Below are 26,311 nucleotides of genomic sequence, written 5' to 3'. Positions count from 1 at the left end.
TGCAAAATTGCGTGTGGTACCGGTAGGCGCCGGCTCCTACAGCTAGGTTGCCCGTCATTGGCGGCGGGCGTGTTGTTCTGTGTCAGGCGTTGACCCGGGCTTCGCTGGCCAGGCGGGCAATGGCCATGTCCAGCTCATCGAGGGCGGCCATGGCCTTGGCGTCATCCTGCTTGAGCAAGGTTTCGGCGCGCTGGCAGGCTGCGCGTAGCTGCGGCACACCGCAGTAGCGAGTGGCGCCGTGCAGGCGGTGGACCCGTTCGATCAGCGCGTTGTTGTCGTTGGCTTCGCGGGCGATACAGACCGCCTCGCGGTCGGCTTCCAGGGACGCCAGCAGCATGGCCAGCATATCGGCGGCCAAGTCAGCCTTGCCGGCCGCCAGGCGCAGGCCTTCCTCATGGTCCAGCACCGGCAGTTGGGCGGCGGGACCGTGGCCTTCGACTGCGCGTTCCGAGCCTTGATTGCGCAAGGCCAGGCCGGTCCACTTCAGCACCACTTGGGCCAGTTGCCGTTCGCTGATGGGTTTGGTCAGGTAGTCATCCATGCCGCTTTGCAGCAGGGCGCGTTTTTCATTGGCCATGGCATGGGCTGTCAGCGCGACAATCGGCAGCGGTGTACCGTGGCGCTCACTTTCCCATTGGCGAATTGCTTCGGTGCTCTGGCGTCCGTCCATGCCGGGCATCTGCACGTCCATCAGCACCAGGTCGAAGGCTTCCTTCTTCACCGCTTCGATGGCGGTATAGCCGCTTTCCACGGCCTGGACCTTGGCGCCCATATCTTCGAGCAGGGTCTGTACCAGCAGCAGGTTGGCTGGGTTGTCGTCGACACACAGCACCCGTGGCGCGCGGCTGGACAACGGCTCGCCCGGCTCGCTGCGCAATGGTCGCGGGCTGATCAGGTCGGACAGCGCCCGGCGCAATTTACGGGTGCAGGCCGGTTTGGCCTGCAACTGGCTATTAGGGTTGGGCACCGACAGGTTGAACAACATCTGTTCGGTGGTCGGGCACAGCACCAGGACTTTGCAGCCCAGGTGTTCAAGGTCCCAGAGATGTTGGTTGAGGCGCTCCGGTGGAATATCGTTGGCGGTGATGCCCAGTACTGCCAGGTCGATGGCCTGCTCGGTCTGGTGCGCACTGGTGATGCCGTTGGTCAGGTTTTCCAGGCTGTTGAACGGGGTGACCTCCAGGCCGCAGTCTTCCAACTGGTGTTGCAGGGCCTGGCGCGCCAGCTCGTGATTCTCCAGCACCGCCACACGCCGGCCCAGCAGCGGCGGGGCCGGCAGGTCTTCGATGTCGTCGCGGGTTTTCGGCAGATTGAGGCTGATCCAAAACTCCGAACCTTGGCCCGGCGTGCTGTCGACGCCAATTTCGCCACCCATCTGCTCGATCAGGCGCTTGGAAATCACCAGCCCCAGGCCCGTGCCGCCCGGTTGCCGGGACAGCGAGTTATCTGCCTGGCTGAAGGCCTGGAACAGCGCCCGCACATCCTGGTTGGACAGGCCTATGCCGGTGTCCTGCACGCTGATGCGCAATTGCACGCTGTCTTCCTGTTCGTCTTCGAGCATAGCCCGGGCCACGATAGTGCCTTCACGGGTGAACTTGATGGCATTGCTGACCAGGTTGGTGAGGATCTGCTTGAGGCGCAGCGGGTCGCCCACCAGGCACAAAGGGGTATCGCGGTACACCAGGCTCACCAGTTCCAGCTGTTTGGCGTGGGCGGCCGGGGCGAGGATGGTCAGGGTGTCTTGCAGCAGGTCGCGCAGGTTGAATGGAATGTTGTCGAGTACCAGCTTGCCGGCTTCTATTTTCGAGAAGTCGAGAATTTCGTTGATGATGCCCAGCAGGTTGTCGGCGGATTTTTCGATGGTGCCCAGGTAATCCAACTGACGGGGCGACAACTCGCTTTTCTGCAACAGGTGGGTGAAACCGAGGATGCCATTGAGCGGCGTACGGATTTCATGGCTCATGTTGGCCAGGAACTCCGACTTGATGCGGCTGGCTTCCAGGGCTTCCTTGCGGGCCAGGTCCAGCTCGATGTTCTGGATCTCGATGGTTTCCAGGTTCTGGCGTACATCCTCGGTGGCCTGGTCGATGCTGTGTTGCAATTCTTCCTGAGCGTTTTGCAGGGTGTCGGCCATGCGGTTGATGCCGGACGCCAACTGATCCAACTCCTGGCTGCCCAGCGGCGGCAAACGGGTTTGCAGGTTGCCATCCTTGAGTTGAGCCACCGCTTGCTTGATCTGGCCGATGGGCGAGTTGATCGTGCGGCTGATGCGCAAGGCCAGGGCCGCGGTGCAGATCAGGCCGATGGCGATCAACAGCAGGCTGGCGAACAGGCTGCGATAGCCGCGCAGCAGCATGCCGTTGTGGGACAGCTCCAGCTCGACCCAGCCCAGCAGGCGGTCGGCTTCATCGGGAATCAGCTCGCCAGCGAGGTTGCGATGGCGGCCGAACACGGGCAGCAGGTAGCGGGTGGCATCATTGCCGGTGCGCTGCAACAGATGGGAGCTGTTGCCAATGGGCGATTGATTGAGCATGGTCGGGCCGGCATGGGCCAGGGGGGTGCGGTCGGGCGCCAGGAAGGACACAGCCCGTACATCGACTTGTTCCAGGGACTGGGTGGCGATGCGCTCCAGCAGGTCGGTGTTCTTGTTGCCCAGCGCCGGAGCCACCAGGGGCGCCAACTGTTCAGCGATCATCTCGCCGCGATCGAGCAATTGGGTTTGCAGCTCCGAGAGCTGCATCCAGGTGAAATAGCCACCCAGGAGCAATGCCATCAGGCTGGTAGGCAATAAGGTCAGCAACAGTACGCGGCCTTTTATCCCCATTCTTCTTAGCACGCCACTCTCCCGCTACCACACTGATGTCGACATTCTATGCAGGCATCCGGCCCGCGCCACCTGCGCAGTGTAGCCATATGCGGGGCTTGGAATCTTGCAAAAGATGCTTGAGGGGGGATTGAGGAACTGGCTTTTCGGCGCGTCGCGTCACTGCGGTGGCGTCAGTAACGCGATCTCAGGGGGATCAGGTATTCATCCGTCATCGTTGACGACCATCGCCGGCAAGCCGGCTCCTATCGGTTGCGCTGCTGGCGCTTTTTCCACTGATGACCCACCCACCAGCGCCAATAGACCATGGTCAGGCAGTACGCCAGCGCGCCCAATACCAGGCCCATCACCACCGAGCCCAGCAGGAAGGGTTGCCACATCGTGGAAAGTTGCCCGCTGATCCATTCCCAGGTCAGTTCATGGGGCAGGGTGCGGGCCGGGATGTTCATCAGCCAGGTGCCGGTCATATAGGTACAGAAAAACACCACGGGCATGGTGATCGGGTTGGTCAGCCATACCAGGCTCACGGCGATGGGCATATTGCCGCGCACGGCGATGGCGAGGATAGCCGCCAGCAACATCTGCAAGGGAATGGGAATGAAGGCAGCAAACAGGCCGACAGCCATGGCCCGGGCGACCGAGTGCCGATTGAGGTGCCAGAGGTTGGGGTCATGGAGCAGCGTGCCGAGAAAGCGTAAGGACTTGTGTTCCCGAATGCTGGTCGGATCAGGCATGTACCGTTTGAATAAGCGCCGTGGCATAAGGGGTCCAGATCAGTTCGAGGGGCAAGTATGCCCGTATTCTACGAACGGGAAATTCAGACTTTGTGACAAAAAATCATAGTTCGCCCTGAACCAACCGGCTAACACTCAATGGATCACTTTCAAGGAATGATCCATGCGTACAGGGATGTTTGCGCTGGCGTTGGGGCTGCTGGCGTTGCGCCTGCTGCCCGTCTTGCCGCCGGTCGGTTGGTTGCTGGTGTTGCCGATGGTGGTGTTGATGTTGCTGCCGTTTCGTACTTATCCGCTGGCGTTTTTCCTGCTGGGCCTGGCGTGGGCCTGTTTCAGCGCGCAGCGGGCACTGGACGACCGGCTCGCTCCGGCCCTGGATGGGCAGACCCGTTGGCTGGAAGGGCGCGTCAGCGAGCTGGTGCAGCAGGGCGATGGGGTGGTGCGTTTTCAGTTGAGCGACAGCCAGTCGCGCCGGGACCGGCTACCCCGGCGTATCCGTGTGACGTGGCAGGGCGGCCCGCAAGTGCGCAGTGGTGAGCGCTGGCGTTTGGCCGTTACCCTCAAGCGCCCCTCTGGACGGCTGAATTTTCATGGCTTCGACCAGGAGGCCTGGCTATTGGCCCAGCGTGTGGGGGCGATCGGCTCGGTCAAGGACGGCCAGCGCCTGGCACCGGCCCGGCATGCCTGGCGCGACGGAATCCGCCAGCGGCTACTGGCAGTCGACGCCCAGGGCCGCGAACCGGGGCTGGCCGCACTGGTGCTGGGCGACGGCTCCGGCTTGGCAGCCGGGGATTGGCGCATTTTGCAGGACACCGGCACCGTGCATCTATTGGTCATCTCCGGTCAGCATATCGGCCTGTTGTCGGGGTTGATCTATGGGCTGGTGGCCGCAATGGCCCGCTATGGTTGCTGGCCCAGGCGCTTGCCCTGGCTGCCCTGGGCCTGTGGCCTGGCATTTGCTGCGGCTCTGGCTTATGGCTTGCTGGCTGGTTTTGCCGTGCCGGTGCAACGGGCCTGTGTGATGGTGGGGCTGGTGTTGCTGTGGCGCCTGCGGTTTCGCCACCTGGGGGTTTGGTGGCCACTGCTGCTGGCCCTGAATGCGGTGTTGCTCCTTGAACCATTGGCCAGTCTGCAACCGGGCTTCTGGCTGTCATTTGCCGCCGTGGCCGTGTTGGTGCTGACCTTTGGCGGCCGTTTGGGACCATGGCGTGCATGGCAGGCCTGGACCCGTGCCCAATGGCTGATCGCTATCGGGCTGTTTCCACTGCTGCTGATTCTGGGCCTGCCCATCAGCTTGACTGCGCCGCTGGCCAATCTGTTCGCCGTGCCTTGGATCAGCCTGCTGGTGCTGCCGCTGGCGCTGGCGGGCACGCTGTTGCTGGCGGTACCGTGGCTGGGCAGTGGCTTGTTGTGGCTGGCCGGTGGTGCGCTGGATGGATTGTTCAAGGCGTTGGCAATACTGGCCGGGCGTGTACCGGCCTGGATGCCTGCCGAGGTGCCCGTTGGCTACTGGTTGCTCAGTTTGTTGGGGACTTTGTTGTTATTGATGCCCAAGGGCGTTCCTTTTCGCCTGCTGGGTTGGCCCATGTTGCTGCTGGCGGTGTTCCCGCCCCGAGAATCGATCCCATTGGGCCAGGTGGCGGTGGAGCAACTGGATGTCGGCCAGGGCCTCTCGATAGTGTTACGCACCCGCAACCATGCGCTGTTGTATGACGCCGGGCCACGGCAGGGGGATTTCGACCTCGGTGAGCGTGTGGTATTGCCGGCGCTGCGCAAGCTGGGGGTTAGCCAGTTGGATTTGATGCTGCTCAGTCACGCCGACGCTGATCACGCAGGGGGCGCCGTGGCGGTAGCGCTCGGGTTGCCGGTCAAGCGGATAGTGGGCGGGGAAATCCAGGGGCTGCCAGCGTTTCTCGATACCCGGGCCTGTGTCAGCGGTGAACAGTGGGAGTGGGACGGCGTAATGTTCCGGCTGTGGCAATGGGCGGATGCCCGCAACGGCAACGCGAAGTCTTGTGTGTTGCAGGTCCAGGCCAATGGTGAACGGCTGTTACTGACCGGCGATATCGATCGCGAGGCCGAGCGAGCCTTGCTCACTACGCCCTTGGCGGTCGCCACGGATTGGCTGCAAGCCCCCCATCATGGCAGCCGCAGTTCATCGTCGTGGCCGTTTGTCCAGCAACTGGCCCCCAAGGCAGTGCTGATTTCCCGCGGGCGTGGCAATTCCTTTGGCCATCCGCACCCGCAGGTGCTGGCGCGTTACCAACATTTGCGCAGCGCCATTTATGACAGCGCCGAACAGGGCGCCGTGCGTTTGCGCCTGGGAGCTTTCCAGGCTCCGGTGACGGCGCGCAGCCAGCGCCGTTTCTGGCGCGCGCCGGTCATTGACAGTTACCAAAGACCAGTGCCTGCGACATGATGCCTGTCGGCAGGCAGGTCCTTCCTCGCCAGCCTATATGCTAGAGTGGCGCACTTTTTCGAGGGGGCATTCACTGTGTGGGAATTGGTCAAATCCGGCGGCTGGATGATGTTGCCGATCATTCTGAGCTCCATCGCCGCACTCGGCATCGTTGCCGAACGCTTGTGGACCCTGCGCGCCAGTCGCGTGACCCCTGATCATCTGCTGGGGCAGGTCTGGCGCTGGATCAAGGACAAGCAACTGGACAAGGAAAAGCTCAAGGAGCTCCGGGCCAATTCCCCCCTGGGCGAGATTCTCGCTGCGGGCCTTGCCAACTCCAAGCACGGTCGCGAGATCATGAAGGAGTGCATTGAAGAAGCCGCCGCCCGGGTTATCCACGAGCTGGAGCGCTATATCAATGCCCTGGGCACCATCGCGGCGATGGCGCCGTTGCTCGGTTTGCTCGGCACCGTGCTGGGCATGATCGATATCTTCAGTGCTTTTACCGGCTCGGGCATGACCACCAACGCCTCGGTACTGGCCGGTGGTATCTCCAAGGCCTTGATCACCACGGCTGCCGGCCTGATGGTCGGCATCCCGGCCGTGTTTTTCCACCGGTTCCTGCAGCGTCGCATCGATGAATTGGTGGTAGGCATGGAGCAGGAAGCGATCAAGCTGGTGGAAGTGGTCCAGGGCGATCGTGACGTCGACCTGGTCGAGGGCAAAGCGTGAAATTTCGCCGCAAGCCCCGGGAAACCGTCGATATCAACCTGGCGTCGTTGATTGATGTGGTGTTTATCCTGTTGTTGTTTTTTGTCGTCACCACCACCTTTACCCGGGAAACCCAACTGCGGGTCGAATTGCCGGAAGCCGTCAGCGGCTCGCCAGCCGAAGACCAGCCGCTCAAGCAACTGGATATCACCATTAGCGCCGAAGGGGTGTTTTCGGTGAACAACCAGTTGCTTGAGAAGAACGACGTCGCCAGCGTGATGGATGCGCTGCAGAAGGAGTCTGGCGGTGATACACAATTGCCGCTGTCCATCAGCGCCGATGGCAAAACCCCGCACCAGGCCGTGATCACTGCGATGGATGCTGCCGGCAAGCTCGGCTTCAGCCATTTGCGCATGACCACCGTCGAGGCGGCGGGGCAACCCTGATGGCCCTGTCCGATCGTCTGCTCAAGGCCTGGTATGACGGGCATCCGGCGCTCAAGCTCCTGCAACCGCTGGAGTCGCTCTATCGTCGGGTGGTCAAGCGCAAGCGCGAGCGGTTCCTGGCGGGTGAGGGGACGATCTACCAATCGCCGGTGCCCATAGTGGTCGTCGGCAATATCACCGTGGGCGGCACGGGCAAGACGCCGTTGATCCTGTGGCTGATCGACCATTGCCAGCGCAGTGGCCTGCGCGTCGGCGTGGTCAGCCGTGGCTACGCAGCCAAGCCGCCACAGTTGCCATGGCGGGTGCACGCCAGCGATAGCGCGCAAGTGGCAGGCGACGAGCCCTTGCTGATTGTGCAACGCAGCGGCGTGCCCCTGGTGATCGACCCTGATCGCAGCCGTGCGGTACAGGCCCTGTTGGCCAACGACACCCTGGACCTGATCCTGTCCGACGATGGCTTGCAGCATTACCGCCTGGCCCGTGACCTGGAACTGGTACTGATCGACAATGCACGTGGCCTGGGCAATCGCCGTTGCCTGCCCGCCGGGCCGCTGCGCGAACCGGTCGAGCGTCTGCAAAGTGTCGATGCGCTGCTATACAACGGCGCCGGGGCGGATCGTGAGGATGGTTTCGCCTTCCGTCTGCTGCCCACGACGCTGGTCAACCTGCTAACCGGTGAGCGCCAGCCGCTGGACCATTTTCCCGTGGGCCAAAGGGTGCATGCGGTCGCCGGCATCGGCAACCCGCAACGTTTCTTCAATACCCTCGAAACGCTACACTGGCTGCCGATACCCCATGCGTTTGCCGACCATGCGCCTTACAGCGCCGAGGTCCTGAATTTTACGCCGTCACTGCCGCTGGTCATGACCGAAAAGGACGCGGTGAAGTGCCGCGCCTTTGCCCAGGCACACTGGTGGTACCTTGCAGTCGATGCGGCACCGTCACCGGCGTTTATCGCCTGGTTCGACACGCAACTGATGCGTCTGCTGCCTGATCGACTTTTGCCTTAAACCGTTTTTATCCAGGAACCCCCCATGGACACCAAACTGCTCGATATCCTCGCTTGCCCGATCTGCAAAGGCCCGCTCAAGCTCAGTGCCGACAAGACCGAGCTGATCAGTAAAGGCGCCGGCCTGGCCTACCCGATCCGCGATGGCATCCCGGTGATGCTGGAAAGCGAAGCCCGTACCCTGACGACCGACGAGCGCCTGGATAAATGACCACTGCCTTCACTGTAGTCATCCCATCGCGCTACGCCTCCACTCGCCTGCCCGGCAAACCGCTGCAGTTGATCGGCGGCAAGCCGATGATCCAGCTGGTCTGGGAACAGGCCTGCAAAAGCAACGCCCAGCGCGTGGTGGTGGCCACTGATGACCTGCGGATCATCGAGGCCTGCAAGGGTTTCGGCGCCGAAGCGGTGCTGACCCGTGAAGATCACAATTCCGGCACCGATCGCCTGGCCGAAGTCGCCACGCACCTGGGCCTGGCGCCGGACGCCATCGTGGTCAATGTGCAGGGCGACGAGCCGCTGATCCCGCCGTGTGTCATCGATCAGGTCGCTGCCAACCTGGCCGCCCATGCCGAGGCACGCATGGCGACCCTGGCCGAACCTATCGAAGACATTGAGACGCTGTTCAACCCCAACGTGGTCAAGGTGGTCAGCGACATCAACGGCCTGGCCTTGACCTTCAGCCGTTCGACCCTGCCCTGGGCGCGCGACGAGTTCGCCAGGCAGCGTGAGGTATTGCCGGCCGGCGTGCCATATCGCCGCCATATCGGTATCTATGCCTATCGCGCCGGCTTCCTGCATGATTTCGTCAGCTGGGGCCCGTGCTGGCTGGAAGACACCGAGGCCCTGGAGCAGTTGCGAGCCCTGTGGCACGGCGTGCGGATCCATGTCGATGATGCGATGGAAGCTCCACCGGCTGGCGTCGATACGCCGCAAGACCTTGAGCGCGTGCGTCGATTGCTGGGGGTTTGATGGAAGTCCTGTTTGTGTGTCTGGGCAATATCTGTCGCTCGCCTACCGCCGAAGGTGTCCTGCGCCACAAACTGCGGGCAGCCGGGCTGGCGGGCCGGGTCGAGGTGGCTTCAGCCGGTACCGGCGAATGGCATATCGGCAAGGCGCCGGACAAACGCAGCCAACACGCGGCCCTGCGCCGTGGCTACGACCTGTCGGCCCAGCGTGCCCAGCAGGTGTCGCGCGCCGATTTTGCGCGCTATGACCTGATCCTGGCCATGGACCAGAGCAACCTGCGCAACCTCAAGGCCATGCAGCCGGCCCAGGGCAAGGCGGAGCTGGACCTGTTCCTGCGCCGCTACGACTGTCTGGTGGATGAAGTGCCGGATCCGTATTACGACAGCGAGCAGGGTTTCGAGCAGGTCCTGGACCTGATCGAGGCGGCTTGTGATTTGCTGGTGATCGAATTGAAGGGGCGGTTATGAGCCTGGATGTACGGCCCCAGGTGTCCCTGAAGGCCTTCAACAGTTTTGGCATCGACGTGCGCGCGCAGTTGTTCGCCGAGGCCCACAGCGATGCGGATGTGCGCGAGGCCCTGGCCTGCGCGGCCACGCAACAGTTGCCATTGCTGGTGATCGGGGGCGGCAGCAACCTGCTGCTGACCCAGGATATCCCGGCGCTGGTATTGCGTATGGCGACCCAGGGGATCCGCATTCTGCACGAGGATGCGCAGCAGGTTGTGGTGGAAGCCGAGGCGGGTGAGGCCTGGCACCCCTTTGTGCTGTGGACCCTTGAGCAAGGGTTTTGCGGCCTGGAAAACCTCAGCTTGATTCCCGGTACTGTCGGTGCGGCACCGATGCAGAACATCGGCGCCTACGGTGTCGAGATCAAGGATGTGTTCGCGGGCCTGACCGCCCTCGACCGCCAGACTGGCGAGTTGCGGGATTTCAGCCTGTCAGAGTGCCACTTCGCCTACCGCGACAGCGTGTTCAAGCACGAGGTGGGGCGCTGGTTGATCCTGCGGGTGCGTTTTGCCCTGAGCCGCGTCTCTCACCTCAAACTCGGCTATGGCCCGGTGCAACAACGCCTGGCCGAACAGGGGATTACCCAGGCGACGCCGAGCGATGTCAGCCGGGCCATTTGCAGCATCCGCAGTGAAAAACTGCCCGACCCTGCGGTCTTGGGCAATGCCGGCAGCTTTTTCAAGAACCCCCTGGTGTCCCAGGTGCAGGCAGCGCAGTTAAAGCTGCAATATCCCGATCTGGTGGCCTATCCCCAGGCTGACGGCCAAGTGAAACTGGCAGCGGGCTGGTTGATTGAAAAGGCCGGCTGGAAAGGCTTTCGCGACGGTGATGCGGGCGTGCATCGTCTGCAGGCGCTGGTGCTGGTCAATTATGGCGCGGCGACGGGCCTGGATATTTCCAGCCTGGCCCAACGCATTCAGCGTGATATCGCCGAGCGCTTCGAGGTCGATCTGGAAATGGAGCCCAATCGTTATTGAGCTACGCTCTAGCGTGTTGAAAAAAGCCCTGCATTGCAGGGCTTTTTTGTGAATGGTGGGTTAACTTAGCAGGCTAACGATGCCTGTTTATCGTTCGATAGATGTTGTTTATCAAAGGCCCGGTGAAGACCTGTCTTCACAAGAGAGCCCGATTAGCCTGAGCCATCTGCGTGAACCGACTCCGCTCCCCTGAAAGCGGCAGATAGCTCGACCCCATACTCCAATCACTATGCGGGCGTGCCCATGATTACTCTCAAACTCAACGGTCAAGATCATCCGCTGGATGTCACCGAGGACATGCCCCTGTTGTGGGCGATCCGCGACGTAGCGGGTTACAACGGCACCAAGTTCGGGTGCGGCATGGGCCTGTGTGGCGCCTGCACCATTCATATCGACGGCTCGCCGGCCCGCAGTTGCATCACGCCTATTGGTTCGGTCAAAGGGCAGAACGTCAGCACCATCGACAACCTGCACAATGACCCGGTCGGCCAGGTTGTACAGCAAGCGTGGCTGGATACGGCGGTGGCCCAATGCGGGTACTGTCAGGGTGGGCAGATCATGTCGGCCACGGCATTGCTGAAAACCAACCCCAACCCCAGCGATGCGCAGATTGAAGAGGCCATGGTCGGCAATATCTGCCGTTGTGGCACATATAACCGCATCAAAACGGCGATCCGCCAGGCCGCTACTCACTTGCAGGGGGCCAAGGCATGAGCCGGTTGCCGAGCAATTTCGTCCTGAACAACCTGAGTCGCCGAGGCTTCCTCAAGGGCATTGGCGCCACCGCTGCCCTGGTGGTGGCCGCCAGTTGGGGCGTGCCGGGTGCCTTTGCCGAAGAGGTGAAGAAGTACGGTGCCGAGGCGATGCCCAATGGTGTGATCGATGATCCCAAGGTCTACGTCAGCATTGCTGCCGACGGCAGCGTGACGGTGATCTGCAACCGTTCGGAAATGGGCCAGGGGGTTCGTACCAGCTTGGCCATGGTGGTGGCCGATGAGCTGGAGGCCGATTGGGCCCAGGTCAAAGTCGAGCAAGCGCCGGGCGATGAAGTGCGTTTCGGCAACCAGGATACCGACGGTTCGCGCAGCATGCGCCATTGGTACGAACCGATGCGCCGTTGCGGCGCAGCCGTGCGCAGCATGCTGGAACAGGCCGCTGCCGAGCAATGGAAAGTCCCTCTGGGCGAATGTCGTGCGCAGTTGCATAAAGTGATTCACCAGCCCAGCGGCCGCGAACTGGGCTATGGCGCCCTGGCCGCCGCCGCCGGTGCACTGGCGGTGCCAGCGCGCGATAGCCTGCGGCTCAAGCAGCCGTCGGAATTTCGCTATATCGGCAAGGAGGCCACCAAGGCCATCGACGGTGCCGATATCGTCAACGGCCGGGCGCTGTACGGTGCCGATGTGCATTTTGACGGCATGTTGTTCGCGACCATTGCGCGGCCCAAAGTGTATGGCGGCAAGGTCAAGTCGTTCGATGCCAGCGCGGCGTTGAAAGTCCCCGGGGCGATCAAGGTCCTGTCAATCGAAAGCCGGCCCTTGCCCTCGGAATTCCAGCCTTTGGGCGGCGTAGCAGTGGTGGCCAGCAACACCTGGGCGGCGATCAAGGGCCGCGAGGCGTTGCAGATTGTCTGGGAGGATGGCGCCAATGCTGGCTACAACTCCATCGACTATCGCAAAACCCTGGAAGCCGCGGCCCTTCAGCCTGGCAAAGTGGTGCGCAATACCGGCAGCATCGACCAGGCCCTGAGCGATGCCGACAGCACGTTCGACGCTGCGTATTACTTGCCACACCTGGCGCAGTCGCCGATGGAGCCGATGGTTGCCGTGGCCCGTTATCAAGACGGGCAATGCGAGGCCTGGGCCCCGAGCCAGGCGCCGCAGGTCACGCGCGAGCGGGTGGCCGAACGCCTCGGCCTGCCGTTCGATAACGTCACGATCCACGTCACCCTGTTGGGCGGCGGCTTCGGGCGCAAGTCCAAGCCGGACTTCATCATTGAAGCCGCGGTGCTGGCCAAGGAGTTTCCCGGCAAGGCCGTGCGTGTGCAGTGGACCCGTGAAGACGATATCCATAACTCCTACTTCCATACCGTTTCCGCCGAGTACCTCAAGGCTGGCCTGAACAAGGACGGCATGCCCTCCGGCTGGCTGCACCGCACCGTGGCACCGAGCATCACCGCGTTGTTTGCGCCGGGCATGAACCATGAGGCTGCGTTCGAGTTGGGCATGGGCTTTACCAACATGGCTTACGCCATTCCCAATGTGCGCCTGGAAAACCCTGAAGCTGCCGCCCACACCCGTGTGGGCTGGTACCGTTCGGTGTCGAACATCCCCCACGGTTTTGCCATTCAGAGCTTTGTCGATGAACTGGCGCACAAGGCTGGCCAGGATCCGCTGAAATATCAGCTCAAGCTGCTGGGCCCGGATCGTCAGATCGATCCGCGAACCTTGAGTGAAGAATGGAACTACGGCGAGTCTCCCGAGCGTTACCCGATTGATACTGCGCGTATGCGTGGCGTGCTGGAAACGGCGGCCAAGGCTGCCGGCTGGGGTCGAGCGCTGCCCAAGGGACGCGGTTTGGGGCTGGCGGTGCACTACAGTTTTGTCACCTATGTGGCGGCGGTGATCGAGGTGGAGGTCAAGGGTGATGGCACGTTGATCGTACACAAGGCCGATATCGCCGTGGATTGTGGCCCGCAGATCAACCCGGAGCGCATCCGCTCGCAGTTCGAGGGTGCCTGCGTCATGGGCCTGGGTAATGCGGTGCTGGGGGAAATCAGCTTCAAGGATGGCAAGGTCCAGCAGGACAATTTCCATATGTATGAGGTCGCGCGCATGTCCCTGGCGCCCCGAGAAATCGTCATACATTTGGTCACGCCACCCGGTGAGGTGCCCCTGGGCGGCGTCGGTGAGCCGGGCGTACCGCCGATTGCGCCGGCGCTGTGCAATGCGATCTTTGCCGCCACTGGCAAGCGCATCCGTAGTCTGCCAGTGCGTTATCAGTTGCAGGGTTGGCAGCAGGAGGCGAAGGCCTGATGGACAGCGTGGATCTGAATGTCCTGCGCAGCGTGCTGGAGTGGCGCCGCGCAGGGCAGCAGGTGGTGCTGTACAGCGTGGTCCAGACCTGGGGCAGCGCGCCACGGCCGCCAGGGGCGATGCTGGCCTTGCGCGGCGATGGCGTGGTGATCGGCTCGGTATCCGGTGGTTGCATCGAGGATGATCTGATCGCCCGTCTGCACGATGGCCGTTTACCTGACGATGGGCCGCCGGTGCAACTGGTGACCTATGGTGTCACCCGGGATGAAGCTGCGCGGTTTGGTCTGCCCTGTGGCGGCACCTTGCGTCTGACGGAGGAGCGGGTGGGTGACCCAGGGTGGGTTGCCGAGTTGCTGGCGCGTTGCGAGGCCCATGAAATTGTGGCGCGGGAGTTGGACTTGGCGACGGGGGGCGTGCGCTTGAGTGCGGCGAGCCAGTCCGACCTTGTCAGTTTTGATGGTGAGCGCTTGCGGGCCATCTACGGCCCGCGCTGGCGCCTGCTGCTGATCGGTGCGGGCCAGTTGTCGCGCTACGTGGCAGACATCGCGCGCCTGCTGGATTTTGAAGTACTGATCTGTGACCCCCGTAAAGAGTTTGTCCATGGCTGGGAGGCGCAGCATGGGCGCTTTGTGCCGGGAATGCCTGATGAGGCGGTGCTCACTATCCAGACAGACGAGCGCACGGCCATTGTTGCCCTGACCCATGATCCTCGCCTGGACGATATGGCGCTGTTGACCGCATTGAACTCCCGCGCGTTCTACATTGGTGCCCTGGGGTCACGGGTCAATAGTCGTAAACGCCGGGAGAACCTGGCGATGTTGGGGCTGGCGGCCGAGGCAATTGCGCGGCTGCATGGCCCGATTGGTATTCATATTGGCAGCCACACGCCGGCAGAGATTGCCTTGTCGTTGATGGCGCACATTGTTGCGATCAAGAACGGTGTGGCGCTGTTGCAAGCCAAGCCCGTGGGGGAGGCGGTCAGTTGACGAGCGCGATCACTGCAATTGTCCTGGCGGCAGGGCACGGCAGCCGGTTCCGCGCGCAGAACGGCCAGGACAAACTGCTGGCCCCTTGCGTGGGGCGTGATGGGGTGACGCGGCCGGTATTCGAGCAGGTGTTGGTCAATTTGCCTGCCAGCATCACCCGGCGTTGGGTCGTCACAACACCAGAGCGCAGCGAGGTCATGCGCCTGGCCAGGGCATACGCTTGCGAAGTGCTACTGCTGGATTCGCCTGGCATGGGCGACAGTATCGCCGCCGCGGTGGCGGCCAGCGTCCCGGCAGCGGGTTGGCTGGTGGTTCTAGGGGATATGCCCTTTATTCGGTCGTCGAGTATTGAGCGGCTGATCGAGCGCGTGGACGGAGTCAGTGTGCCAGTGCATGCTGGCCGATGGGGCCACCCCGTTGCATTCAGCCAGGCCCTGGGTCCGGCCTTGAGGGGGCTGACCGGGGATCGTGGCGCCAGGTCGTTGTTTGCCCAGGCTGATGTGCGGGAAGTGCCGGTGGATGATCCCGGGGTGTTGTGGGATGTGGATGTACCGCAAATGCTCACATTCCCACACCCCCTGTAGGAGCCGGCTTGCCGGCGATGGCAACCTCAAGATCACCGCATCCCTATCTACCGCCATCGCCGGCAAGCCAGCTCCCACATTTGATCGTTGTCGTTGGATAGAACGTATAAAAAAGCCCCGCCTGATTGCTCAGGCGGGGCTTTTTAGTTGCCGTTGGAATCAGGCGAGGGGTTTAGGCTCGTGTTCTTCTTCCAGGGCTTTTGGGTTGTGCTCTACCACTTCGTCAACGGAACGCAGGTTCTCGTCGATGGCCGGGGCAGTGTGCTCAACTACGGCTTCGATGGCCGGTGCAGCCGGGGCTGCTTCGACTACGACCGTGGCCACTGCTGCTTCGGCTTCTTTTTGCAGACGCTCGGCTTCACGCTTGCGACGACGCACTTCACGTGGGTCGTTAGGCGCACGGCCGTTTTCGGTAAGGGCGCTGGCAGGGGCTTCAACCACTGGTGCGGCCACTTCGGCAATCACTGGGGTTTGCACGGCCACCGCAGCAGGCTCGGCAACCACGACTGGCTCTGCAACCACCGCAGGTTCGACGATAACCACTTCGGCAACCGGTGCTGGCGCTTCTATCGGTGCCGGTGCCGGTGCTTCAGCGGTGATGGCGGGTTCGGCAGTCCACTGGAAGGCGGTCTGTTCTTCGCGAACTTCACGCACTTGCGGGGTTGGCTCGGCGGCTGGCGCTTCGACAACGGCTTCAACCACAGGCTGCGGCTCAACCACGACCGCAGGTGCAGCCACGACTTCGGCTTCAGGCTGGGCTTCGCGAACCGGTGCAACTTCCACTTCCGGAGCGGCAGGTGTTTCGACCACGGTGGTGGCTTCGACAACCGGCGCCTCGACGACGGCAGTTTCCTGCACGGCAGCGGTGGCGTGTTCGGCCTGCTGGTTGGCTTCGGCTTCGGCAGGAGCGCTGATGACCGAGCTGGCAACCGCAGCGGTAACGGCCAGGCCAGCAGCCAGTTCGGTGCTGGTTGGCTCGTTGTTGGCGGTTTCTTCAGTGGCTTCGCCGGTCTCTTCCGAGCCTTCGATCACGTTGCCGTTGGCGTCACGCTGACGCTCGCGACGGTTACTGCGACGACGCTGGCCACGAGAGCGGCGGCGTGGACGATCGCCTTCGGCGTTGTCCTGGCCATCTTCCTGTGACTGTTCGTCGTTGGTCAGCAGTTCTTCTTCGCTGGCTGCGGCAGCCTGTTCGGCGCGTGGTTGACGCTCTTCACGCGGTGGGCGTGGCGCACGCTCTTCACGGGGCTGGCGGGCCGGGCGTTCTTCAGTTGCGGCATCCACCGCAACGGCTGCTACAGCTGGGGCGGCGTCCAGTGGCTCGCGCAGTTCACGTACACGTTCTTCACGCTCGCCACGTGGCTTGCGATCTTCACGCGGGGCACGAGGCGCACGCGGTGCGCGTTCTTCACGTGGTGCACGCTCTTCACTCGGTGCGCGTTCTTCACGGGCTACGGCCGGGATTTCTTCACGGGTTTCGCGGCGCTGGCGCTCTTCACGTGGTGCGCGTTCCTCACGCGGTGCCCGCTCTTCGCGAGGCTTGCGCTCTTCGTCACGGCGACCGTTGCGGTTGCGGCTCTGCTGGCGACCGTTGCGACGCTCTTCGTTGCGTGCCGGGCGTTCAGCAGCTGGCTTCTCGACCACGGCTGGAGCTGCAGGCTCTTCCTTGGTGGCGAACAGGCTGACCAGCGACTTCACCAGGCCCTTGAACAGGCTTGGCTCTGGCAGGGAGGCAGGCGCGGCAACCGGTGCAGCGGCTTCAGCCGGTACCGGTGCATTGGCACGGGCTGGCGCGGTCTTGACGGCAGCTTCCTGGCGAACCAGGGTGCGGGTCGCGGCGGCTGGCTGGACTTCTTCGACTTCGGCAGCGGCAGCGGCGATTTCGTAGCTGGACTGGCCGCTGTGGGCCTCCGGGCTGTCGTCGCGCAGGCGCTGTACTTCGAAGTGCGGCGTCTCGAGGTGATCGTTCGGCAGGATCACGATACGGGCACGGGTGCGCAGTTCGATCTTGGTGATCGAGTTGCGTTTTTCGTTGAGCAGGAAGGCTGCAACCGGGATCGGCACCTGCGCGCGGACTTCGGCGGTGCGGTCTTTCAGGGCTTCTTCTTCGATCAGGCGCAGGATCGCCAGGGACAGCGATTCAACGTCACGGATAATGCCGGTGCCGTTGCAACGCGGGCAGACGATACCGCTGCTTTCGCCCAGGGATGGACGCAGGCGCTGGCGGGACATTTCCAGCAGGCCGAAGCGCGAGATACGGCCAACCTGTACGCGGGCACGGTCGGCTTCCAGGCACTCGCGGACTTTTTCTTCCACGGCGCGCTGGTTCTTGGCTGGGGTCATGTCGATGAAGTCGATCACGATCAGACCGCCGATATCACGCAGGCGCAGTTGGCGAGCGATTTCTTCGGCCGCTTCCAGGTTGGTCTGCAGGGCGGTTTCTTCGATGTCGCTGCCTTTGGTGGCGCGTGCCGAGTTGATGTCGATGGACACCAGGGCTTCGGTCGGATCGATCACGATGGAGCCGCCGGAAGGCAGCTCGACCACACGCTGGAAGGCGGTTTCGATCTGGCTTTCGATCTGGAAGCGGTTGAACAGCGGCACGCTGTCTTCGTACAGCTTGATCTTGCTGGCGTACTGCGGCATCACCTGGCGGATGAAGGTCAGGGCTTCGTCCTGGGCTTCAACGCTGTCGATCAGCACTTCGCCGATGTCCTGGCGCAGGTAGTCGCGGATGGCGCGGATGATCACGTTGCTTTCCTGATAGATCAGGAATGGCGCGGAACGGTCCAGGGAGGCTTCTTTGATAGCGGTCCACAGTTGCAGCAGGTAATCGAGGTCCCACTGCATTTCTTCGCTGCTGCGGCCAAGGCCGGCAGTGCGCACGATCAAGCCCATGTCGGCAGGGGCGATGAGGCCGTTCAGCGCTTCACGCAGTTCGTTGCGCTCTTCGCCTTCGATGCGACGGGAGATGCCGCCGGCACGCGGGTTGTTCGGCATCAGGACCAGGTAGCGGCCAGCCAGGCTGATGAAGGTGGTCAGGGCTGCGCCCTTGTTGCCACGTTCTTCTTTTTCTACCTGAACGATGACTTCCTGGCCTTCGCTCAGGACGTCCTTGATGTTCACGCGGCCTTCAGGGGCTTTCTTGAAGTATTCGCGGGAAATTTCTTTGAGGGGCAGGAAGCCATGGCGCTCAGAGCCAAAATCGACAAAGGCAGCCTCAAGGCTCGGCTCGATGCGAGTAATCCGGCCTTTATAGATGTTGGCCTTCTTCTGCTCGCGTGCACCGGACTCGATGTCCAGGTCGTAGAGGCGTTGGCCATCTACCAGTGCAACACGCAACTCTTCGGGTTGAGTTGCGTTAATCAGCATTCTTTTCATGTTGTACCGTCGGTTTCCGGGCTGCCGGAAACGGCGTTCGGCACACACGACTTCTCACGGTCGGTGTCAGGTGCGTCAAGAGTGGTTGGCCACTCCAGTGTCCAGCAATACCGACCAATTGGGCTGGTATCGCGACTTACGCGTCCTGCTTGCTGTGGTGACTTAATAAGCACTCAGTCAGGAGGAGGAATCAACCGGCGACTGTGGACGAGATGAAGCGTCTAAATATAAGCCTAGTGCTACACAGTCCGACGGTTGTGCATCTCCACCCTACACGTATCCCTGATAATTCGGGTGCTGCCGCGCGCAGAATCCGCAGCGGGTTGGCATTTACCGTGTTCTCCAATGGGGAGTTCACGCTCATGGCTAGTAACAGGCGTTGTTTCCGAAGCATTCGCCGTGGTCTGGTACAAGACTGACTGCACTTTGTGAACTGGCCGTAAATATCGGCGCAAGAGGCGAGTAATCACGCTGCTTCTTGCACTCGCTTCAGGCCTCATGTCACCTGCGCTTGTTACAATCTTGAGCCTTCCAGTGTGGCAAGAGCCCCGTAGGACGGCCTCGCGTCCTGATGAATTGCGATGGTCAGGGGCGGCAGTTTGCCGCGAGTCCTCTGCCCAGGCCGCTTTTGGCGGCGTTCGCGACTATAGCAGCAATGATTAAGTGCTTCAATTCCATAAAAAATTGTTATCATTCCCGGCATGACGACTACCACCCCCCCGACCCCCAGCGTCCAGCTGCTTGAGGTCTCGCCGGAATATGCCGGCCAACGCATCGACAATTTTCTTCTGGCCAGGCTCAAGGGCGTGCCCAAGACCTTGATTTATCGCATTTTGCGTAAAGGCGAAGTGCGGGTGAACAAAGGTCGGATCAAGCCCGAGTACAAGCTGCAGGCGGGTGATATCGTCCGGGTGCCGCCTGTTCGCGTGCCTGAGCGTGACGAGCCTGTGCCATTGGCCCAGGGGCTGTTGCAGCGCCTTGAGGCATCGATTGTCTTCGAAGACAACAAGCTGATTGTAATCAACAAGCCATGCGGCATCGCGGTCCATGGTGGCAGCGGCCTGAATTTCGGGGTGATCGAAGCCTTTCGTCAGTTGCGTCCGGATGCCAAGGAGCTGGAACTGGTCCATCGCCTGGACCGCGACACCTCCGGCCTGTTGATGATCGCCAAGAAACGCAGCATGTTGCGCCATCTGCATACTGCCTTGCGCGGCGATGGCGTGGATAAGCGCTATATGGCGTTGGTACGTGGCAATTGGGCATCTTCGATCAAAAGCGTGCGTGCGCCGTTGCAGAAGAGCAACCTGCGCTCCGGCGAGCGCATGGTCGAGGTGGACGAGGAGGGCAAGGAGGCGCTGACCCTATTCAAGGTGCTGCGGCGTTTCGGTGACTTCGCGACCATGGTCGAGGCCAAGCCAGTGACCGGGCGGACCCATCAGATTCGTGTGCATACCCTGCACGCTGGGCACTGTATTGCTGGCGATACCAAGTATGGCGACGAGGGCTTCTCCAAGGAGATTCGCGACCTTGGTGGCAAGCGCCTGTTCCTGCATGCGTACATGCTGACGGTGCCGTTGCCCGATGGTGGTGAATTGAAGTTGCAGGCCCCCGTCGATGAGATGTGGGCCAAGACCGTGGAGCGCCTGAGTGTCGCGCCCTGACTACAAACTGCTGATTTTTGACTGGGATGGCACCCTGTGCGATTCCATTGGCCGGATTGTCGAGTCCATGCATGTGGCTTCGACCCGTTCCGGCTTCGAACTGTGCAGTGACCTGGCGGTCAAGGGCATCATTGGCCTCGGCTTGCCGGAGGCCATTCGCACCTTGTACCCGCAGATCGCTGACAGTGAGCTGGTAGCGTTTCGCGAGCACTATGCCGATCACTACATTGCCCTGGAGGCGCAGCCGTCGCCCTTGTTCGAGGGGGTGGTGCAATCTCTGGCGGCATTGCGTGAGCAGGGTTACCACCTGGCTGTAGCGACCGGCAAGGCCCGGCGTGGCTTGGATCGGGTGCTCAAGGCCAATGGCTGGGAAGATTATTTCGATGTTACCCGTGCCGCCGATGAGACCGCGAGCAAGCCCCATCCGTTGATGCTGGAGCAGATCATGGCCCATTGCGGCGTGTCTGCCCGTGAATCGTTGATGGTCGGTGATGCTTCGTTCGACCTGCTGATGGCGCGCAATGCCGGCATGGACAGCGTTGCTGTCAGCTATGGGGCTCAGTCCCCCGAGGCCTTGCAGGCTTACGAGCCACGACTGATGATTGATCGGTTTTCGCAATTGCATGCCTGGCTCAACCAGGTCCATTAAGTTTTTGCTGGGGTAGATGGCATGACCGATGAGTGGAAAGCGCCGACCAAGTCCGGTGCTGACAATGGCGATGATAAAAGCTGGAAGTTGCTGGAAAAGACACTGCTGGCAGGCGTTCAGGAGCAGCGTCGCGCCCGGCGCTGGGGGATCTTCTTCAAGCTCCTGACCTTTACCTATCTGATTGGCATGCTGGTGCTGTTCAGTCCCTTGGTGGATATGGAAAAGAGCGCCGCCCGCAGTGGTAGCTACACCGCGTTGATCGAGGTGCGCGGGGTGATTGCCGACAAGGAAGCGGCCAGCGCCGACAATATTGTCAGCAGTCTGCGTACAGCCTTCGAGGATCCCAAGGTCAAGGGTGTGGTGCTGCGCATCAACAGCCCAGGCGGCAGTCCGGTGCAGTCGGGCTATGTGTATGACGAAATCCGCCGGCTGCGCGCGCTGCATCCCGAGACCAAACTGTATGCGGTGATTTCCGACCTGGGTGCTTCGGGCGCTTATTACATCGCCAGCGCCGCCGACCAGATCTACGCCGACAAGGCCAGTCTGGTGGGCTCCATTGGCGTGACGGCGGCCGGCTACGGGTTTGTCGGGGCCATGGAGAAACTGGGGGTTGAACGGCGTACCTACACGTCGGGTGAGCACAAGTCGTTTCTTGATCCGTTCCAGCCACAAAAGGCTGACGAAACCCGGTTCTGGCAGAGCGTGCTCGACACCACCCATCGCCAGTTCATCGCCAGCGTCAAGCAGGGGCGCGGTGAGCGGCTCAAGGATAAAGAGCATCCGGAGTTGTTCTCCGGCCTGATCTGGTCCGGTGAGCAGGCGTTGCCGCTGGGCTTGATCGATGGCCTGGGCAGTGCCAGTTCGGTGGCGCGGGATGTGGTCGGCGAAAAGGAATTGGTGGACTTTACCATTCAGGAGTCGCCGTTCGACCGCTTCTCCAAGCGATTGGGCGCCAGTGTGGCGGAAAAGCTGGCGCTGTATATGGGGTTCCAGGGGCCGACCCTGCGCTGATCTCGAAATTGGCATAGCGCAAAGTGTGGGGGCGGGCTTGCCTGCTCCCGCTTTGGGTTTTGTTATGTGCTTACGGTACCTGTATGCCTTCGGCCAGCAACATGTCCACCAGGCGAATCAATGGCAGGCCGACGAGGCTGGTGGCATCCGGCCCTGCGGTGCTTTGAAACAGGCTCACCCCCAGTCCTTCAGCCTTGAAGCTGCCAGCGCAGTCATAGGGTTGTTCGATCCGCAGATAGCGCTCGATCTGCGCCGACTCCAGTTGGCGCATCGTGACGGTGAAAGGGACGCAGTCCACCTGGCAGTGCCCGGTGTCGCTATTGAGCAGTGCCAGGCCGGTCAGGAAGCTGATCTGCCGGCCGCTGGCGGCCAGCAATTGCTCGCGGGCCTTTTCAAAGGTGTGGGGCTTGCCGATGATCTGGCCGTCCAGCGTCGCCACCTGGTCCGAGCCGATGATCAGGTGCCCCGGGTGACTGTCGGCAAGGGCGCGGGCTTTCTCTTCGGCCAGGCGCTTGACCAGGTCTGCCGCGGACTCATTTGCATGATGGCTTTCGTCGATATCCGGTGCGCTGCAGATGAACGGTAGGTGCAGGCGATTCAGCAGTTCCCGGCGATAAACCGAGCTGGAAGCGAGTAATAAAGGCAACATGTGGCTCTCCTCAAGGCAGTCGCGGATTCTAGCGAGTAGGCAGTCTGGCGCACAGGGCTGAATTTCCTTTGACATGGGCGGGTGCATCCCTATAATGCTGCGCCTATGTTGAATGACCCGATTCCACCTCACGTTGACCCGCGCAAATTGGCTGACCGTGGCACCACCCTCCAAGGTGAAGTGTTGCTGGCCGATTTGGAGAGACTCTGCGACCCGCTTTCCGACACTGTCGGTACGGTGCAGGCTAAATTCGTTTTTGAACGAGATGAACGTAAATCTGTGGTAATCCACAGTTTTATCGACACCGAGGTCAAAATGGTTTGCCAGCGTTGTCTTGAGCTGGTCACCCTGCCGATCCACAGCGAATGCAGTTATGCTGTGGTGACAGAGGGTGCGAATACCCAGTCGTTGCCGAAAGGTTATGACGTGCTGGAACTGGGCGAAGATCCTTTGGATCTGCATGCACTGATCGAGGAAGAGCTTTTGCTCGCCTTGCCCATTGTGCCTGCTCATCATCCGGAAGAATGCCAGCAGCCGGCGGGGCTCGATGACGAGTCCGAACCGAGCGAGGACGAGGTAACGCGGTCCAACCCGTTCAGTGTATTGGCGCAGTTAAAGCGTGACCCAAACGTTTAGGAGTTAATCAATTATGGCTGTTCAGCAGAACAAAAAATCCCGCTCTGCCCGTGACATGCGTCGTTCGCACGATGCCCTGACGGCAAGCACTCTGTCTGTAGAAAAAACCACCGGTGAAATTCACCTGCGTCACCACGTATCGCCAGAAGGCGTATACCGTGGCCGTAAAGTGATCGACAAGGGCGCTGACGAGTAATCACTTGTCTGCTCAAGTCATCGCGATTGACGCAATGGGCGGGGACTTCGGTCCCCGCAGCATTGTCCAGGCATGCATAGCCAGCCTGTCTGCTACGCCCTCGCTACACCTGACCCTTGTCGGTCAACCTTCCTTACTTGAAGAATTGATTGCCAGTCATCCGGCTGTGGATCGCGCGCGCCTGACGATAACGCCTGCCAGCGAAACCATCGGCATGGATGAAAAACCGGCCCAGGCTCTGCGTGGCAAGCCCGACTCTTCCATGCGCGTGGCCCTTGAACTGCTGCGCGATGGCAAGGTCCAGGCGTGTGTCAGTGCGGGTAATACCGGGGCCTTGATGGCCTTGTCCCGCCATGTGCTGAAAACCCTGCCGGGCATTGATCGGCCAGCGATGGTCGCGGCGATCCCGACGCAGCGTGGCTACTGCCAGTTGCTGGACCTGGGGGCGAACGTCGATTGCAGTGCCGAGCACTTGCTGCACTTTGCCCTGATGGGGTCGGTCGCGGCCGAAGCGCTGGGCGTGGTGCGTCCGAGAGTGGCCTTGCTGAACATTGGCACCGAGGACATCAAGGGCAACCAGCAAGTCAAGTTGGCCGCCAGCCTGTTGCAGCAGGCGCGGGGCTTGAACTACATCGGGTTTGTCGAAGGCGATGGGCTGTATCGCGGTGAGGCCGATGTGGTGGTGTGTGACGGTTTTGTCGGAAACATCCTGCTTAAATCCAGCGAGGGTCTGGCTACGATGATTGCCGCGCGGATCGAGGCGTTGTTCACGCGCAACCTGGTTTCCCGGCTGGTGGGTGCCCTGGCGCTGCCGTTGATGCGGCGTCTGCAGGAGGACTTGGCCCCGGCGCGGCACAATGGCGCAAGCTTCCTCGGTTTGCAGGGTATTGTGGTAAAAAGCCACGGTTCGGCGGGGGTCCAGGGTTTTCAGAGCGCCATTGCGCGCGCGCTGATCGAGATCCAGGAGAACCTGCCGCAGCGCTTGCATGGCCGTCTTGAGGATCTGTTGCCTTAGGCGAATCGGGCTGGGAATGCTTAAATGTGACCGGCCAGTTCAATTGACCATCCAATCTGTCAGTTTCTTGCGCTCCCAGCTGTGGGGCGTCAATTCACCGACGACCAGATCATTAGGGGCTTGTTACATGTCTACATCCCTCGCATTCGTCTTTCCAGGGCAGGGTTCGCAGTCCCTCGGCATGTTGGCCGAGCTGGGCGCGCAATACCCGCTAGTCCTGGAAACATTCAAGGAAGCTTCTGCTGCCTTGGGCTACGACCTCTGGGCATTGACCCAGGACGGGCCGGAAGAACTGCTCAATCAAACTGATAAAACCCAACCTGCCATTCTGACGGCTTCCATTGCACTGTGGCGCGTCTGGCTGGCTGAAGGTGGTTCGCGCCCGGCGTTTGTTGCCGGTCACAGCCTGGGCGAATACAGCGCCCTGGTCGCAGCAGGCAGCCTGACCCTCGCCGAGGCGGTCAAGCTGGTAGAGCGCCGTGGTCAGCTGATGCAAGAAGCGGTTCCAGCCGGGCAGGGCGGCATGGCCGCTATTCTGGGCCTGGACGACGCCGTGGTGATCGAAGCCTGTGCCGAAGCGGCCCAGGGCGAAGTGGTCAGCGCGGTAAACTTCAATTCGCCTGGCCAGGTGGTGATTGCCGGTGCCAAGGCTGCGGTCGAGCGTGCTATCGAGGGTTGCAAGGCCCGTGGCGCCAAGCGTGCATTGCCGCTGCCGGTCAGCGTACCGTCCCATTGCGAGTTGATGCGCCCGGCGGCCGAGCGTTTTGCCGAGTCCATCGCGGCCATCAATTGGCAAGCACCGCAGATCCCGCTGGTGCAAAACGTCAGCGCCGATGTGGCGCCAGACCTGGAAACCCTCAAGCGCGACCTGCTAGAGCAGCTGTACAAGCCGGTGCGCTGGGTTGAATCGGTCCAGACCCTGGCTGCCAAGGGGGCCACCCAACTGGTTGAGTGTGGTCCGGGTAAAGTCCTCGCCGGTCTCAATAAGCGCTGCGCCGATGGCGTGTCGACGTCCAACCTCAATACTCCGGACGGCTTCGCAGCCGCCCGCGCCATACTGGCCTGAATTTAGGAGAAGCCTGCATGAGTCTGCAAGGTAAAGTTGCACTGGTTACCGGCGCAAGCCGTGGCATTGGCCAGGCGATCGCCCTGGAGCTGGGCCGTCAGGGCGCAATCGTGATCGGTACTGCCACCTCTGCCTCGGGCGCCGAGCGCATCGCCGCAACCCTGAAGGAAAATGGCGTACAAGGGACTGGCCTTGAACTCAACGTGACCAGCGATGAGTCCGTGGCTGCTGTACTGGCCCAGATCACTTCCCAGTTTGGCGCGCCGGCTATTCTGGTGAACAACGCCGGTATTACCCGCGACAACCTGATGATGCGCATGAAAGACGACGAGTGGTACGACGTGGTCGATACCAACTTGAACAGTCTGTTTCGCCTGTCCAAGGGTGTTTTGCGTGGCATGACCAAAGCGCGTTGGGGGCGAATTATCAATATTGGTTCCGTAGTGGGTGCCATGGGTAACGCAGGCCAAGTAAACTACGCTTCTGCCAAGGCAGGCCTGGAAGGTTTCAGCCGTGCCCTGGCGCGTGAAGTTGGCTCGCGGTCGATTACGGTCAACTCGGTGGCTCCAGGGTTTATCGATACCGATATGACCCGCGAGCTGCCTGAAGCGCAACGTGAAGCGTTGCTGACGCAAATTCCGCTGGGCCGTCTGGGCCAGGCCCAAGAGATCGCCAATGTGGTCACTTTCCTGGCGTCTGACGGTGCGGCATACGTGACTGGGGCTACAATCCCGGTGAACGGCGGGATGTACATGAGTTAAATTGTGACGGATCGCTTCAAAAAAATGTCATACGAGCTGTCTAAAATCCGTTATAAAGCTGCAACTTAATTTATAGGCAGGTGGTTGGTAGGGTACGAGGGTGAAGCTTT

General features: G+C 61.5%; 24 protein-coding genes. 20 read left to right on the top strand and 4 right to left on the bottom strand.

Annotation, left to right across the window (positions count from 1 at the left end; all coding sequences use genetic code 11):
- Positions 1–82: 82 nt before the first annotated feature.
- Together HZ99_RS08990 and HZ99_RS08985 are read right to left on the bottom strand one after the other, a co-directional pair.
- The gene (locus HZ99_RS08990; RefSeq protein WP_038442500.1) at positions 83–2,836 is read right to left on the bottom strand and encodes a response regulator; all 2,754 of its coding nucleotides are present in this window, start codon (positions 2,834–2,836) and stop codon (positions 83–85) included.
- 233 nt (positions 2,837–3,069) lie between these two features.
- On the bottom strand, positions 3,070–3,585 hold the full coding sequence (locus tag HZ99_RS08985) for a DUF2062 domain-containing protein (protein ID WP_038442499.1): 516 nt from the start codon (positions 3,583–3,585) through the stop codon (positions 3,070–3,072).
- Between the two features lie 136 nt (positions 3,586–3,721).
- Between HZ99_RS08985 and HZ99_RS08980 the strand changes: the two genes are divergently transcribed.
- The 12 genes from HZ99_RS08980 to HZ99_RS08925 all read left to right on the top strand — a co-directional run bounded on the left by HZ99_RS08980 (position 3,722) and on the right by HZ99_RS08925 (position 15,176).
- Positions 3,722–5,977 (top strand): DNA internalization-related competence protein ComEC/Rec2, encoded by a 2,256-nt coding sequence (locus HZ99_RS08980; protein ID WP_115284338.1) that lies wholly within the window; start codon positions 3,722–3,724, stop codon positions 5,975–5,977.
- Between the two features lie 75 nt (positions 5,978–6,052).
- Complete coding sequence (locus HZ99_RS08975; RefSeq protein ID WP_029299724.1) at positions 6,053–6,688, top strand: MotA/TolQ/ExbB proton channel family protein; 636 nt, start codon at positions 6,053–6,055, stop codon at positions 6,686–6,688.
- Positions 6,685–7,113, top strand: a complete 429-nt coding sequence (locus HZ99_RS08970; protein WP_038442498.1) for an ExbD/TolR family protein — start codon at positions 6,685–6,687, stop codon at positions 7,111–7,113. The genes HZ99_RS08975 and HZ99_RS08970 overlap by 4 nt, the downstream gene beginning before the upstream one ends.
- Positions 7,113–8,123, top strand: coding sequence for a tetraacyldisaccharide 4'-kinase (gene lpxK, locus HZ99_RS08965; RefSeq protein ID WP_038442497.1), 1,011 nt, complete (start codon positions 7,113–7,115; stop codon positions 8,121–8,123). Before HZ99_RS08970 ends, lpxK begins: the two co-directional genes overlap by 1 nt.
- A 24-nt stretch (positions 8,124–8,147) precedes the next feature.
- Positions 8,148–8,333: a Trm112 family protein gene (locus HZ99_RS08960; RefSeq protein WP_003174668.1), complete on the top strand. Its 186-nt coding sequence runs from the start codon at positions 8,148–8,150 to the stop codon at positions 8,331–8,333.
- Entirely contained in the window at positions 8,330–9,094 is a 765-nt protein-coding gene (kdsB, locus tag HZ99_RS08955) for a 3-deoxy-manno-octulosonate cytidylyltransferase (protein ID WP_038442496.1), read from the top strand. Before HZ99_RS08960 ends, kdsB begins: the two co-directional genes overlap by 4 nt.
- The gene (locus HZ99_RS08950) at positions 9,094–9,558 is read left to right on the top strand and encodes a low molecular weight protein-tyrosine-phosphatase (RefSeq protein ID WP_038442495.1); all 465 of its coding nucleotides are present in this window, start codon (positions 9,094–9,096) and stop codon (positions 9,556–9,558) included. The genes kdsB and HZ99_RS08950 overlap by 1 nt, the downstream gene beginning before the upstream one ends.
- Entirely contained in the window at positions 9,555–10,574 is a 1,020-nt protein-coding gene (gene murB, locus HZ99_RS08945; protein ID WP_038442494.1) for a UDP-N-acetylmuramate dehydrogenase, read from the top strand. The genes HZ99_RS08950 and murB overlap by 4 nt, the downstream gene beginning before the upstream one ends.
- A 243-nt stretch (positions 10,575–10,817) precedes the next feature.
- Positions 10,818–11,288 (top strand): (2Fe-2S)-binding protein, encoded by a 471-nt coding sequence (locus HZ99_RS08940; RefSeq protein WP_038442493.1) that lies wholly within the window; start codon positions 10,818–10,820, stop codon positions 11,286–11,288.
- Positions 11,285–13,606: a xanthine dehydrogenase family protein molybdopterin-binding subunit gene (locus HZ99_RS08935; RefSeq protein ID WP_038442492.1), complete on the top strand. Its 2,322-nt coding sequence runs from the start codon at positions 11,285–11,287 to the stop codon at positions 13,604–13,606. The genes HZ99_RS08940 and HZ99_RS08935 overlap by 4 nt, the downstream gene beginning before the upstream one ends.
- Positions 13,606–14,592, top strand: coding sequence for an XdhC family protein (locus tag HZ99_RS08930; protein WP_038442491.1), 987 nt, complete (start codon positions 13,606–13,608; stop codon positions 14,590–14,592). Before HZ99_RS08935 ends, HZ99_RS08930 begins: the two co-directional genes overlap by 1 nt.
- Positions 14,589–15,176: a nucleotidyltransferase family protein gene (locus HZ99_RS08925; protein WP_051903132.1), complete on the top strand. Its 588-nt coding sequence runs from the start codon at positions 14,589–14,591 to the stop codon at positions 15,174–15,176. The genes HZ99_RS08930 and HZ99_RS08925 overlap by 4 nt, the downstream gene beginning before the upstream one ends.
- Positions 15,177–15,335: 159 nt before the next feature.
- On the opposite strand, the gene rne is transcribed toward HZ99_RS08925, so the two are convergent.
- On the bottom strand, positions 15,336–18,548 hold the full coding sequence (rne, locus tag HZ99_RS08920; RefSeq protein WP_038442490.1) for a ribonuclease E: 3,213 nt from the start codon (positions 18,546–18,548) through the stop codon (positions 15,336–15,338).
- A 710-nt stretch (positions 18,549–19,258) separates the two neighbouring features.
- Here rne and rluC point away from each other — a divergent pair.
- The 3 genes from rluC to HZ99_RS08905 are packed head-to-tail and all read left to right on the top strand — an operon-like array spanning position 19,259 to position 21,878.
- Entirely contained in the window at positions 19,259–20,218 is a 960-nt protein-coding gene (rluC, locus tag HZ99_RS08915) for a 23S rRNA pseudouridine(955/2504/2580) synthase RluC (RefSeq protein ID WP_005790558.1), read from the top strand.
- The gene (locus HZ99_RS08910) at positions 20,205–20,867 is read left to right on the top strand and encodes an HAD-IIIA family hydrolase (protein ID WP_038442489.1); all 663 of its coding nucleotides are present in this window, start codon (positions 20,205–20,207) and stop codon (positions 20,865–20,867) included. Before rluC ends, HZ99_RS08910 begins: the two co-directional genes overlap by 14 nt.
- A 21-nt stretch (positions 20,868–20,888) precedes the next feature.
- Entirely contained in the window at positions 20,889–21,878 is a 990-nt protein-coding gene (locus HZ99_RS08905) for a S49 family peptidase (RefSeq protein WP_038442488.1), read from the top strand.
- Positions 21,879–21,948: 70 nt separating this feature from the next.
- On the opposite strand, the gene HZ99_RS08900 is transcribed toward HZ99_RS08905, so the two are convergent.
- Positions 21,949–22,527, bottom strand: coding sequence for a Maf family protein (locus tag HZ99_RS08900; RefSeq protein WP_038442487.1), 579 nt, complete (start codon positions 22,525–22,527; stop codon positions 21,949–21,951).
- A 105-nt stretch (positions 22,528–22,632) separates the two neighbouring features.
- Here HZ99_RS08900 and HZ99_RS08895 point away from each other — a divergent pair, with 105 nt between their 5' ends.
- From HZ99_RS08895 to fabG, 5 genes are all read left to right on the top strand, one after another.
- A complete protein-coding gene (locus HZ99_RS08895; protein WP_038442486.1) occupies positions 22,633–23,163 on the top strand; it encodes a YceD family protein in 531 nt (176 codons plus the stop codon).
- A gap of 13 nt (positions 23,164–23,176) precedes the next feature.
- Positions 23,177–23,359 (top strand): 50S ribosomal protein L32, encoded by a 183-nt coding sequence (gene rpmF / locus HZ99_RS08890; protein ID WP_008152339.1) that lies wholly within the window; start codon positions 23,177–23,179, stop codon positions 23,357–23,359.
- Between the two features lie 4 nt (positions 23,360–23,363).
- The gene (gene plsX / locus HZ99_RS08885; RefSeq protein WP_080727694.1) at positions 23,364–24,374 is read left to right on the top strand and encodes a phosphate acyltransferase PlsX; all 1,011 of its coding nucleotides are present in this window, start codon (positions 23,364–23,366) and stop codon (positions 24,372–24,374) included.
- A 127-nt stretch (positions 24,375–24,501) separates the two neighbouring features.
- On the top strand, positions 24,502–25,440 hold the full coding sequence (gene fabD, locus HZ99_RS08880; RefSeq protein ID WP_038442484.1) for an ACP S-malonyltransferase: 939 nt from the start codon (positions 24,502–24,504) through the stop codon (positions 25,438–25,440).
- Positions 25,441–25,457: 17 nt separating this feature from the next.
- Positions 25,458–26,201 (top strand): 3-oxoacyl-ACP reductase FabG, encoded by a 744-nt coding sequence (fabG, locus tag HZ99_RS08875; protein ID WP_038442483.1) that lies wholly within the window; start codon positions 25,458–25,460, stop codon positions 26,199–26,201.
- The last annotated feature ends 110 nt before the right edge of the window (positions 26,202–26,311 follow it).

Origin of the sequence: Pseudomonas fluorescens (genome assembly GCF_000730425.1) — a bacterium.
Taxonomy (GTDB): domain Bacteria; phylum Pseudomonadota; class Gammaproteobacteria; order Pseudomonadales; family Pseudomonadaceae; genus Aquipseudomonas; species Aquipseudomonas fluorescens_X.
The sequence above is the reverse complement of the archived record's forward strand: the minus strand, read 5'-3'. Positions and strand labels throughout refer to the sequence as shown.